Genomic DNA, 14,251 nt, shown 5'->3' with positions numbered 1-14,251 from the left:
TTTCTATATTTTCTAAAAATATTATTTAATATATACACAATAGTGTATTACTATACGTACTAACTTAACTTGCTATTTTATTAAAAATAATAAATAATTTCTTAAAATATAATAAGATTATTTATCTTATATGTTTAACTATCTAACAAAACCTTAGTTATTAATATTAACTAACTAAATTTTCTTTAATTAAAGTTTAATTTTTCGTATATATTTTTATTGAAATTTTTTATTTTTTTACATAAATAAATTTAATTTACAATCACTTATTATTTTAATAATATATACGAGAAATTAGAGAAAACGTATTATCTTTTGGTAGATATATTATTTATTAATCTGTTTTTCTTAGTTTTAGATGTATTATCAGGATTGTGTATGCTTGAAATTAGAACAAAACTAATCTTACGTTCATTCATATGTACTGCATCTACGCAAATTTTTACTTTATCTCCTAAACGATAAACTGTACCAGAAGATTGACCTATCAGACATTGTTTTATATCATCAAAATAATAATAATCGTTTTCTAGTATTGATATATGCACTAGACCATCTATTAATAAATTATCCAAACGTACAAAAAAACCAAACCCCGTTATACTAGAAATTATACCAGTGAAAATTTCTCCAACTTGATCTTGCATAAAGTCACATTTTAGCCAATCTATTACGTTACGAACTGCTTCATCTGCGCGACGCTCTGTCATAGAACAGTGTTTACCTAATTGCAATATTTGTTCTTCCTTATAGCTACATCCTCCTGTTTTTATCCAGCTATCTTTATCTATATAACGGTTTTTAGCTAATAAGTATTTAATGGAACGATGAAGGCTAAGATCGGGGTAACGACGAATAGGCGAAGTAAAGTGAACATATGCAGATAGAGCTAAACCAAAATGACCACAATTTTTAGGATCATAAACAGCCTGCCTCATAGAGCGCAATAATATTGCTTGTAACATTTCATAGTCAGGACGAGAGATTATTTCATCTATTAAAGTAGCATAATATTTCGGTTCAGGTTTGATTCCACCACCTAAAAATAGACCCAATTCACCTAACATTCTTCGTAAAGATAATAAATGTTCATCTTTGGGACGATCATGTATACGGTACAGCACAGGTTCTTTATTATCCCCTACAAAACGTGCTGCAGCAATATTTGCTAAAATCATGCACTCTTCAATCATCTTATGAGTATCATCCCTTATAGTTGACTCAATACGTTTAATACGGTGATCGGAATTAAAGATAAACCTAGCTTCTGCAGTATCAAATGTAATACCACCACGCATTAAACGAGATTTATCTAACGCGTGGTAAAGATTATGTAGTTCCTCTAGTGGTTTTATTAATCTATGATATTTATTCCGTGCTCCTGTTTCACCAGTTAAAATATGAGATACTGTAGTGTATGTCAAACGAGCATAAGATCGTATAACTGCCTCATAAAATTTAAAAGAAGTTAAGCGTCCTGTTATAGAGACAGTCATTTCACAGACTACACATAAACGATCAACTTGTGGTTTTAACGAACAAATATTATTAGATAGAATCTCTGGTAACATAGGAATAACTTGAGATGGGAAGTAAATTGAATTACCACGACTACGTGCTTCATTATCTATAGCGGTATTAGGGCGAACATAATAACTCACATCAGCAATAGCTACCCATAAACACCAACCACCCTTGAATTTTTTCTCACAATAAACTGCGTCATCAAAATCATATGTATCCTCACTATCAATAGTAACTAATAGTAAATCACGTAAATCAATACGTTCTTTTGTTATTTCTTTGTAAGTATTTTTTTGATTCAAAGTCATTAACTGTTTCTGTACTTTTTCAGGCCAATAATATGGAATTTCATGGGTACGCAGTGCAATATCTACTGCCATAATAGCCCCCATATTATCGCCCAGTACTTCCACTACTTTACCCATAGCCTTATTAAATCGTGTTGGACGTTGAGTTAGTTCTACTACAACTATATACCCCGTACGAGCATTAGCAATGAATTCTTGAGGTATTAAAATATCAAAACTCAACCTAGTATCATTTGGAATAACAAAACTTATACCTGCATTAGTGAAGTAACGACCAACAATTTGACTTTGTTTGGGTTCAAGTATACGCACAATACGAGCTTCACGACGTCCTCTACGGTCTATACCTATACATTGTACTAGTACTACATCACCATGAATACAAAGCTTCATCTGTTCTGATGAAAGAAATAAATCGTTATTATCTTTGTTACCTTCAATACGAATAAAACCATAACCATCACGATGACCAATAACAATACCTTTTTTTAATTCAAGACGTTCTGGTAGCGCGTAACATTGGCGCCGTGTAAATACTAACTGTCCATCCCTCTCCATAGCTCTAAGACGACGTCTCAAAGATTCTAAATCATGTTCTTTTGTAAGATCTAGTGTGCAAGCTATTTCTTCACGACTAATTGGTGTAGTATACTTTGATATATGCATTAAAATATACTCACGGCTTGGAATAGGTGATATATATTTTTCTGCTTCGCGCACTTGATAGGGATCTTTGGACATTACATCTACTCCTTAGTCCATAAGTAATTTCCACTGGATTTTATTTATTAAAGAAACAATAATTTACAAGTTATATTATTCCCTATAATTTTATTTCAATTAAGTAAATATTTATTCATTTAATATAATGCATAATTTATGGCTTTCTAGTATTGATTTCAAATCAATATATAATTTAATACAACAAAATAGTTAAAACGAAATAAATATTGATTAAAGTATTTAATAGGATATTACTACTTGCAATTATATTTATATATAAATCTCTTACACTTTCTGTTTTAGATAACTTTTGTAACCACTCATTAAACTAACAAATTAAGGTCAACGTAACTAATAATAATTAATTATTTTCAAATTATTATTAGTTACGAAATACCTATTAACATATATAATTTAAGATGTTCCAATGTTAATATATAATTAAACTGAAAACAGTTATATAAATTAACTACTACACTACAAAAATATTTATTTAAAATACATAAATAAGAGGATTATACATGACTTGATCTAGATATTATCTGCCATTAATACTCATTAAATTTTGCATTTTAATTAAAATCATTCATTATAAATCTATAATCATTACATTATAAACAACAAAAATAAAACACTATTTTAATAAAAAATTACAAATATACTAAACAAAGTGGATTTATATCCTAAATTATATCTTTTAGTAGATATTTAAAGAATTTATTTAAAATATAACGTATAATTTTAGATTATTTAATGATATTTATACTGTTTTCTATTGATTATAGAACTTTTGCTTAAGTTAATCCTTTAGTTAAGAATCAAAAAAAATCATTATGATTATAAAATATAACGATTAATTAATATTATTATATTTAATAATATTAATATTAAGATAATTTACGTTTTTATCTTACTGTTTATATTTAAATATTTCTCTATAAATAATAGTAATTATTATTAAATATTAATATCTTGTAATTTTTGAGTATTACTATATCCTGATCATAAAATAAGTAGATATATAAAAATATAGTTAGCAATATAATGTATTATTACCACAATAATATTGTTAAATAAATTAGTAGCTATTAAAATAAAATATTTTTTATAATATATTAGAAATATATCTATCATTTAATAAATAATATTCTATTATCATTAATAACAATATCTTAACTATATTAAATATAAAAATATATAATGCCCAAACACACACGTTGTATTAGTTATACTATAAGTAAATATTAAAATAATATTTTTATAAAAAATGTTAAAGCTCTTGTGTGTTTTTGGTTTTGTATATACTATATATTTCCTTAAATATTAGTAATATTTATACTGTGTTAGTTTATGATCTATAATAATAAAAAAGAAAACAATAGAAAGATCAAGGTGATTGTGGGAATGTCAGGAGGAGTTGATTCTTCCGTATCCTCCTATCTCTTAAAACAACAAGGATACCAAGTTTCTGGTCTTTTTATGAAGAACTGGGAAGAAGATGATCAAGAAGAATACTGCCCAGCAGCATTAGATTTAGCAGATGCTCAATCCGTATGTGATAAATTAGATATCAATCTTTATACTGTTAATTTTGCAGCTGAATATTGGGATAAAGTATTCAAACAATTTCTAATTGACTATCAAGCTGGACTTACACCAAATCCGGATATTGTATGTAATAAAGAAATTAAGTTCAAAATATTCCTAGAATTTGCAACTAAAAACTTAAGTGCACAATATATAGCTACTGGCCATTATGTACGTATACGCCATAAAAGCATACATAATAATACCATACAGATGCTACGAGGAATTGATACTAATAAAGATCAGAGCTACTTCCTTTATACTCTCAGTCATAAACAGATAGAAAAAAGTATATTCCCATTGGGTTATCTACAGAAACAAGAAGTACGTAGAATTGCTAAAAAATTAAATATTGCAACTGCTAATAAAAAAGATTCAACAGGTATTTGTTTTATTGGTAAGCGTAAGTTTCGTAATTTTCTAGCTAAATATCTACCAGCTAAACCTGGTAAAATAATGACTATAGAAGGTGATGAAATAGGTCATCATCAAGGATTGATGTATTATACATTAGGTCAAAGAAAAGGGTTGGGAATAGGTGGGATTAAAAATAGTAATACAAATCCATGGTATGTTGTAGAAAAAGATCTAAAAAATAATATTTTATTTGTTGTACAAGGACATAATCACTCGAGACTTTTTTCTAAAGGTTTAATTGCTAAACAAATACATTGGGTAAATCGCCAACCTGTAGTTAAGCCTTTCCGATGTATGGTAAAAACTCGTTATCGTCAGCCAGATATTTGTTGTACTGTAATACCAATTAATAATGAACGAGTACAAGTAAATTTTGAAAAACCAGTAATTGCAGTTACCCCAGGACAATCCTCTGTTTTTTATATTAACGAAGTTTGTCTTGGAGGTGGTATTATTGAACAACGAATCGTTGATTAAAATAAGCTAAAAACTTACAATAAGGTCATTTTTTGTCTTACTAATTAATAAAATATTAAAATAAGACTCTGTCTGTATATCTCAATATGAGATTATCATAATATAATACTACTCCAGTATTTTTTATTAAAAAAATATTTTATAGTATTTATATACTATAGTGAAAAATATCCTAATTTTACAAGGCCTAATAACTAACTATATTATAGTAAAAATTTACTATAGTATTAAAATGTAAATTAAAGTATTTTCTAATGTTTACTGTAATTAAGGTATAATGCTTTATTATATTTTGATTATGCATTGTAAAATATATATAAAATATAGTCAAAAAATTTAATATCTAATTATATTTTATAATATATATTAGATATTAAAACTAATCTGGATTATATATCCATAGTATTCGACTAGAAAAGATACAATTTTATTAGGAGTTGTTTCACATAGTAACTTTATATCTAGTATAATACTGAACTATATCTAACTGGTATCTTTGATAATTTACGCATTCAAAATTATTAAATTTTACTTATTTCTTACTTTCTATAATTAAATAACATTAAAAATTATACTTAAATATGTAATATATTTAATATAAAATATATAAGGTATGCTCATAATTGATCTGTATAGCATGTACTAATAGTTATGATTAGTTTATAAGAGAACTTACAAATAATATATAAAACTTTAATTAATGAACAAAATAATTATAGTTTTTAACTATACTAAAAATACAAAATTACTACTTAATTTTATTAAAATAGATAAAAAAGATTACTCGGCATCAATACTGATAAATTTACGATGTTTAAGTCCTTGAACTTTAAAGACTACTTTACCATTAGATAACGCAAATAAAGTATGATCACGTCCGCATCCTACATTATTACCAGCATGAAATTTAGTACCACGTTGACGAACTATAATACTACCTGCTAATACTACTTCGCCACCAAAACATTTAACACCCAAGCGTTGAGATGCTGAATCTCGACCATTTCTAGTAGATCCACCGGCTTTTTTATGTGCCATAAATTGATTCTCCTAAAATTAAGTACTAATAGAAATTATTTTAACATCAGTAAACCACTGTCTATGACCCTGCTGCTTTCGGTAATGCTTACGACGACGAAATTTTACAATCATGATTTTATTACTACGACCATGAGCAATAATTTTCGCTGTAACTTTGCAACTAGGAATAATTGGTACACCAATCTTGACGTTTTTGCTATTAACTACCATAAGAATATCGTTAAATTCAATATTCTCACCAACCGCAAGATTTAGCTTTTCCACGCGAATAATCTGACTTTCATTTACTCGGTGTTGTTTACCACCACTTCGGAAAACCGCGTACATATAAACCTCTTTTTTGCTCACATATTATATATTGATTCAATATGTACTATAAATACTTAAAAGGGCACTAACATTTCATATTACATAAAAATATTTATAAGACAAGAATATTTTTAGATAAAAAATGAAATATTCATATTCAAACTATTTTATAGCGCAGTTACTAATCTCTATTTATATAATTGTAAAAATTAGTTGTTTAATAAATTTTTATAAGTAAGTTTAATTTCAAATAAAATATTTAAATTGGTGTGTTAGATATAGTAATAGGTTATGTAAGTTTAATTATAAGTTACAGAACAATATAAGGTAATATAAGAATATTATTTATTTTTAAATATACTTTAATTACTTTATGATTTAAATAATTTTGTCTTTCGAACTTATTAATTTTTAAGTAATATATCTCTTAAAATATTGAATTGTAATACCGTATATTTTAGTGTAAATATATACATAATTTAATAATTAGTTTTCCCAGTATATTTTACTAACCTCTCCTCAATAAAATAACTAGATAAAACATTATTATAATGAAAATATTTATTTGACTATAAGGTATGAACTTTTTTTTAAGTACATTTATATACCTTATTTTTTCTTTTATAAGCATATGTAGTAACACACACTTACAATATAGTCTACTTATACCATGAAGTAAAACTAATAATATTTTATATATTTTACTATCTTAAATATTTCATTACCTAAGTATATCTTACTTGTATAGAAAGATAATCATCTAATATAAAATAATTTCTTATCAATAAATTATATAAAAATCATAATATTATTCAAATATAAATTAATAATAGCTAGAAAATTATATTAAATAGTTTCGAACACAATTTTTGTTAAAAACTATAGAGATAAATTTAAAAAAAATATTTTATTTTACAAAAATATTTTAGTTCTGATAGTCTTTGACTAAAGAATATTTAATTTTTATTATTTAATAATGAGGTCTGTATTTTAGAGATATTTATGGTGATAATTTTCAATATCATTTAATAAAAATCCCCAAAAAAATAAATATAAATATATACATTTATTATTATTTTCTTATTTAGATTATTCTTTAATCATAGTACATTTCATCTTTTAATCTATCAGAAATATATATAATAATAATTAATTATTAATAATAAGATACTAACATAAACAAAATATTAATATTAATAAATATACTTTATGTCTTATTATACTATAAAACGTTTATATAAACTATAAGAAACCTGCCCAGCAACCTTCTTTCGATGTACAGACCAGTTAATAGGAAATTCTACGGTGGTATTATCTACTTCTGTTTCAACATATATATAAGAATTATCCGATAACCAACCATTATTTTCTAGTAAATTAATAGTTTTATCTAATAAATTTTTTCTAAATGGCGGGTCTAAAAAAACTATTTTATATGGATGACTAGGATATAATAGCCATTGCAGTGTATCAATATTTTGTACTATCACTTTATCAGTATTGATTAACGCTACATTTTTTTTTAATTGTGCTGCAACTATAGAATTATATTCTAGTAACGTTGCATGTGAGGCTTGGCGTGATATAGCCTCTAAACCTAAGACACCGCTGCCAGAAAAACAATCAAGACAACGGGCATTATAAATAACCGGAGTTAACCAGTTAAATAATGTTTCACGAATTCTATCTGTAGTAGGTCGTAGCCCGGGGATAGAAGGAATTGAAATTTTTCGACCATGCCACAAACCACTAATTATACGAATTTTTTTTCTGGGCCGTGGTGTAAAGTTCTTTATCATAATTGCTATATTTTTTTTAAAAAACTAAATCATGAAATAAAAGAAGATGAAATGTGATTATACATATTAATAATATGTACTTGAATTGAATAGATATTGCTATGATTTTAAGATTATTACTGATATTATCATATAATAAGTATATTGAAAATTCAATAACAATACATATTGATATGTGATACATTATAAAACATCTGTTTGATAGATATCAATAATTATAATTTATTAAAATAAGATTATTAGTTTTTAATTTAGTATTAATCTGTATTAATGTTTTTGTATAAAGATTATGATTATTAAAATAACTAAAATATATGTACTTTTTTTTAAAAAATTAACGAAAGATATTATGTATAATCTCATTAAAATATTTGTTTATATTAATAATATATAAAGATCAAAAAGATAAAAACATCAAAATCTAAGTAATAATCTACAATTATCAATACTCTTACTAATTTAAAATTATTTTTTATACTTTGCTGAGGTAGAAATATTACTATATAAAACCTAAAAGATCAATGATAACCTAAAATTAAATTAGAAAGATACGTACAACATATCAATTATTTTTATGATCATTTCTTTTTTAGCATATAAAAGTTATTAGCAAATGTATTCATATTAATAAAAAATAAGAAGATAATAACTATCTTGAATAAAATGATTTTTTGGTCATAAAATTACTACATTTGCAAACAAAAATAGTTTTCATAATAAGATTAACCGTACAGAAAGCAATATAAATATATTATTTACTTTTATATAGGTAAATATTTGTGATTGCAAAATATTCTAATAAAAATTAACAGTTCATTAAAATAATACCTTAACGGAATAAACTATGTAAATGACTAATAGATACTGAATTTAATAACATTATTACTATTTATTAAAATAAAGTAGCATTTATTTATTTCAAAACATTTAAGTAAGTTTTGTAGTACATTAATTTAATTTTCAAAATAGTTAGATGATCTTTAATTTAATAAGAAAATATCAATTAAATTATTTTAATCATGAAAATACGTGACCCGTAAATTCAATAATTTAATATAAATAATATTATTTAATGATTCTTATAATTAAGACATGGTTTTATATAAAATAAAAAAAATTAAAAAATAGATTTATTTAAAATAATATATGTTTAAGTGGTGCCCGGACTCGGAATTGAACCAAGGACACGGGGATCTTCAATCCCCTGCTCTACCAACTGAGCTATCCGGGCGAACAGTTTTTATTATATTTAATTATATTATTACTGTCAACAAAACAGATGTTATCCTACATTAGATGTAGTATTATATATTTATCATAATACAGATATTAAAAAAAATCCTTATAAAGAATTTCTGAACTAACATTAAGAGATGTATTATATAGTTTTTTATCTCTATTAAAGTTTTTAAAGTTAAAATAGTGAATATATTAATATTAACTTAAGTGTTTTACTTATTCAAAACTTTAGTGTTATTAAAATAATTAAAATATTCTACTTGATTTACTAAAAGTAGCTAGCATGTATAATATTTATTATATTAAATAAAAAAATAGTACATAATAAAGTTATATTTTATAATTTCAGTGTTTATTATATAGGTAATAATAGTAAATTCAAGAAAAGTAGTTACAGTTAATTTTTATTATAAAATATCTAGTATTATAAATTATTAATATCTATTAATTAATATAAAATATTTAATTTTATTATTTTACTATATCAAATATTTATCAAATATTGATAATATTCAAAACAACTTAGTCTCTTAATATTTATACATTTTATAACATATAATTCTAATAATTTTTAATAAAAATAGTGTATACTACCATCTTTAATGGAGTAAAAATTTTGTACTATACAAACTATAATTATCATACAACCCATTTTATTAATAGTGCAACAAATATTAGCGCATTACTTAGTGATGTTGGAAGGGAGGTAGCATTCACAGGGAGATCCAACTCAGGTAAATCTAGTGCTATAAATACTTTAACCAACCAAAAAAAATTAGCACGTATTAGTAAGATTCCTGGTTGTACTCAATTAATCAATCAGTTTGAAGTGACTAATGGAGCACGACTTATTGACCTACCTGGTTATGGCTACGCTACAACACAAAAAAAGACAAAGTATAAATGGATGAAAGAAATAGATAAATATATACAAAAACGTCACTCCTTAAAAGGAGTGGTGATATTAATGGATATACGCAACCCATTACAATTACTAGATCAGCAAATGATAAAATATGCAATTGCAGTTAATTTACCTATAATGTTGCTATTGACTAAGGCAGATAAATTATCTTTTAGTAAATGTGCAGCACAACTAGATATTGTACGCAAGTCTATATTACCTTTAATGGGTAATATTCAAGTAGCTAAATTTTCTTCCTTAAAGATATTAGGTGTAGATAAACTAAAAAATATATTAAATATATGGCTTGCACAACGAAATAAGAACCTTAATAAATTAAAAGAAGCATGAATAGTTATTGAAGTTTTCAGAGTAAGTTTTTTAAATTATTAAACTATAATTAATTATATTTATCTATAATAGATAGTTCATATTACAATATATCTTTATCAAGATATAATGAGTTACGGTTAGATTAAAATATTTGTATAAATTAGTAAACTAGGTTTTATGTATACAATAAATTTAATATTTTTAAAATAAAGTAAAATAAAATTATTCATTACATCTTTCTTTGAAATCATTACATAGTAATTTGATAACCACAAAATATAAAAATATAAAATAAAGATATCGGTAGCATTAGTATTCTTGTAGTAGGTTTTATGAATTATCAGTATATAAATTATAACTAATTATTACTATTATTTTATGCTTTAATATATTCAAACAAAAATAGCATAATCTATTTAGGAATAATAACTTTCTAAATTACTAAATAATTATAATCTATTTAAGATACACCGAAAAAATAATATTTACTTTTATTTTTCTTAACAAGAGTACTAACATTCCTATGTTAATATAAATTTATTAATAGAAGATTTCTATTACTTCAGGGTATTTATACTTTAATAAAGTGTAGTAATAATTTATGAATCCCAACAAAATATATTATAATTACTGAATTATAATATTACCTAATTCTAAATAAATAACAAAATAAATAAAATATCTAAAATATATATGTTAAAAAATACTACTATAGTAGTGAGTATATAAAATATATTACATATATAAAAATAATATAAGCTATATATTTGAACTATTACTAGTATAGTTTTTAAAACTATTATTACTGTACTTATTTAAATAATGATTTATACTTCTTTATGGTTAAAAATGAATTGCAATACGCAAAAAAATAATTATATTATTAGTAATAATCATTTAATAAATTTATTACCTTATTTGAGTATAAAAATAACAATATATTAATGATAAATATCATATATTAGAAGTATTTTTATTACAAATAATATTAGCATGAAAATATTAGGTAGTATATCTATTACTAATTTTATTAAAAGATAAACCCGCAATGATTATTTTATATTTTATATTATTTTTTAATATTAACCTTTAGATTATTGTTACTTATAAGTAATATTATAAATTCTTACTTAAATATAGATGATATTATAATTTTATAACCTGTAATCACTTACTAAAATGAATAGTACTACATAAACAATATATTTTATTAACTTTAAAAAAATTTTGAAAATTCTTTTAATCATAAAACATAATAACGTGTTCATTAACATATTCTAAATGTACATAATTTATCTTAATTATTATATTATAATGATATAATTTATTCATCTTTTAATAAGTTAAAAAATTATTATTCGATCATTAATCAATAAAGATTAGATCTCTATCTCCAATTTATATATCAATCAATTATTTTAATTATAGTTATTATCGTAAGATATAAAAATTTAAATGGAAAAATATGTCTCCTAGTCAATATACTGATGAAATCATTAAACGTCGAAATTTTGCAATAATTTCCCATCCTGATGCTGGAAAAACAACAATTACTGAAAAAATGCTATTATTTGGAAATGTTATTCAAATAGCAGGTACAGTTAAAGGTCGTAGTTTTAACAATAATACTAAGTCTGATTGGATGGAAATAGAAAAACAGCGTGGTATTTCTATTACAACATCCGTAATGCAATTTTCTTATAAAAACCGTTTAATTAACTTATTAGATACCCCTGGTCATGGAGATTTCTCAGAAGATACTTATCGTACATTAACAGCTGTTGATTGCTGTTTAATGATAATAGACGCTGCAAAAGGAGTCGAAGAGCGTACAAGAAGACTAATTGAAGTTACCCGTATGCGTAATATACCCATTATGACCTTTATAAATAAATTAGATCGTGAAATTATGGATTCTATGAAGTTACTTGATGAAGTAGAAAATGAGTTACATATCATATGTGCTCCTATTACATGGCCCATAGGTTGCGGTAAAATATTTAAAGGTATTTATCACCTTTATAAAGATACAATTTATCTATATAAAACAGGTCAAGGACATACTATTCAAAAAAATGTCATTATTAAAGGATTAAATAATATAGATCTAGATATAGCTATAGGTGAAGATTTGGCTAAACAACTTCGTGACGAATTGGAATTAATAAGAGCTGCTAGTACTAAATTTAATTTAGATAAGTTTCTGAGTGGTCAATTAACTCCAGTATTATTTGGTACTGCTCTCGGAAATTTTGGTATAGACCATATGTTAGATGCTCTAGTAAAGTGGGCACCAGCTCCAATGCCGCGTAAAACAAATACTCGCAAAGTTACTGCTTATGAAAATAAATTTACTGGCTTTGTATTTAAAATCCAAGCTAATATGGACCCTAAACATCGAGATAGAATAGCATTTATACGTATTGTATCAGGTAAGTATGAAAAGAATATAAAGATATATCATGTCCGTACCGGCAAATATTTAATAATTTCTGATGCACTGACTTTTATGGCCGGTGACCGTAAACAACTTAAAATAGCAGCATATTCAGGTGATATAATAGGTTTACATAACCATGGAACCATTCAAATAGGTGATACTTTCACTCAAGGTGAAAATATGAATTTTATTGGTATTCCTAACTTTGCTCCAGAACTATTTCGTCGTATTAGACTACACGATCCTATGAAGCAAAAACAGCTTTTAAAGGGTTTGGTACAACTTTCAGAAGAAGGTGCAGTACAAGTATTTCGTCCCATTTATAATAACGATATAATTGTTGGTGCAGTGGGTATACTACAGTTTGAAATAGTAGTAGCACGTCTGTTTAGTGAGTATAAAATTGAAGCTATATATGAATCTATCAATATTTCAACTGCCCGTTGGGTTGAATGTGATAACATAAAAAAATTTGAAATATTTAAATATAAAAATAAATCACATCTAGCATTAGATAATGGTAATAATTTAGCGTATATTGCTCCAACGATAGTTAATCTTAATATAGTAATAGCACGTTATCCTGAAGTGAGATTTTTACAAATACGTGAGCATTAATTATTTTACTTAAAATTTTTTTGCTATTACATTAATGATTCTTTTAAAATAAAGATAAAATCTTTATATTTAGAAATAGATATATATACTCCAATATTTTATATTATTTCTTGACTATATAATATAGTGGATCTACTTACTAAATACTAAAAGATATTTTTTATAAGATAATTATTTTTATAAAAATAAGCAAAATTAAGTTATACTCTTTATTATAAGAGTGTTACGGATTTAAGTAAAAATAATATTTTAATGTCATTAGATGTATCAGTATCTATTGGATTATTAAATGATAATCTATCAATATCTAAAATTATCATAATTTTAAATGATCTCAAATAATATTATAACTTTTATAATACTAATTATGAATTTTATTATTTTTTATAGATATTTATATTATAACATTGATATATCAGAAAAATAACATTTATAATTTTCTTGCACAACAAAATTTAATTATAAATTTTATTTTTAATCACTAAAATAAAATAACTACTAAAATTCTATTAATTTTTTCATACTTATTACT

6 protein-coding genes, 1 tRNA gene and 1 pseudogene are annotated in these 14,251 nt (G+C 24.2%); 3 read left to right on the top strand and 5 right to left on the bottom strand.

Annotated features, from left to right (window positions below; translation table 11 throughout):
• Nucleotides 1-326: 326 nt before the first annotated feature.
• Nucleotides 327-2,573: pseudogene (gene rnr / locus K0T98_RS00555) on the bottom strand (ribonuclease R); the annotation flags it as partial.
• A gap of 1,332 nt (nt 2,574-3,905) precedes the next feature.
• Here rnr and mnmA point away from each other — a divergent pair.
• A complete protein-coding gene (gene mnmA, locus K0T98_RS00550; RefSeq protein WP_225639476.1) occupies nt 3,906-5,036 on the top strand; it encodes a tRNA 2-thiouridine(34) synthase MnmA in 1,131 nt (376 codons plus the stop codon).
• A gap of 780 nt (nt 5,037-5,816) precedes the next feature.
• On the opposite strand, the gene rpmA is transcribed toward mnmA, so the two are convergent.
• The 4 genes from rpmA to K0T98_RS00530 form a co-directional block, all read right to left on the bottom strand.
• Nucleotides 5,817-6,074 (bottom strand): 50S ribosomal protein L27, encoded by a 258-nt coding sequence (rpmA, locus tag K0T98_RS00545; protein ID WP_225639475.1) that lies wholly within the window; start codon nt 6,072-6,074, stop codon nt 5,817-5,819.
• Between the two features lie 18 nt (nt 6,075-6,092).
• Nucleotides 6,093-6,404 carry a 50S ribosomal protein L21 gene (gene rplU / locus K0T98_RS00540; protein ID WP_225639474.1) on the bottom strand — a complete coding sequence of 104 codons (312 nt, stop codon included), beginning with the start codon at nt 6,402-6,404 and terminating at the stop codon, nt 6,093-6,095.
• A 1,199-nt stretch (nt 6,405-7,603) separates the two neighbouring features.
• Entirely contained in the window at nt 7,604-8,185 is a 582-nt protein-coding gene (gene rsmD, locus K0T98_RS00535) for a 16S rRNA (guanine(966)-N(2))-methyltransferase RsmD (protein WP_225639473.1), read from the bottom strand.
• 1,155 nt (nt 8,186-9,340) lie between these two features.
• Nucleotides 9,341-9,416 (bottom strand) — tRNA-Phe (locus K0T98_RS00530).
• A gap of 624 nt (nt 9,417-10,040) precedes the next feature.
• On the opposite strand from K0T98_RS00530, the gene yihA reads away from it, so the two are divergent.
• The gene (gene yihA / locus K0T98_RS00525) at nt 10,041-10,679 is read left to right on the top strand and encodes a ribosome biogenesis GTP-binding protein YihA/YsxC (RefSeq protein WP_225639472.1); all 639 of its coding nucleotides are present in this window, start codon (nt 10,041-10,043) and stop codon (nt 10,677-10,679) included.
• A 1,447-nt stretch (nt 10,680-12,126) separates the two neighbouring features.
• Nucleotides 12,127-13,719: a peptide chain release factor 3 gene (gene prfC / locus K0T98_RS00520; RefSeq protein ID WP_225639471.1), complete on the top strand. Its 1,593-nt coding sequence runs from the start codon at nt 12,127-12,129 to the stop codon at nt 13,717-13,719.
• The last annotated feature ends 532 nt before the right edge of the window (nt 13,720-14,251 follow it).

Origin of the sequence: Candidatus Profftia sp. (ex Adelges kitamiensis) (genome assembly GCF_020342455.1) — a bacterium.
In the GTDB taxonomy this organism is placed as follows: domain Bacteria; phylum Pseudomonadota; class Gammaproteobacteria; order Enterobacterales; family Enterobacteriaceae; genus Profftia.
The sequence above is the reverse complement of the archived record's forward strand: the minus strand, read 5'-3'. Positions and strand labels throughout refer to the sequence as shown.

Coding starts and splice junctions, on each gene's coding strand:
- prfC (WP_225639471.1), top strand. CDS start 12,127: ATGTCTCCTAGTCAATATACTGATGAAATCATTAAACGTCGAAATTTT.
- rplU (WP_225639474.1), bottom strand. CDS start 6,404: ATGTACGCGGTTTTCCGAAGTGGTGGTAAACAACACCGAGTAAATGAA.
- mnmA (WP_225639476.1), top strand. CDS start 3,906: ATGATCTATAATAATAAAAAAGAAAACAATAGAAAGATCAAGGTGATT.
- rpmA (WP_225639475.1), bottom strand. CDS start 6,074: ATGGCACATAAAAAAGCCGGTGGATCTACTAGAAATGGTCGAGATTCA.
- rsmD (WP_225639473.1), bottom strand. CDS start 8,185: ATGATAAAGAACTTTACACCACGGCCCAGAAAAAAAATTCGTATAATT.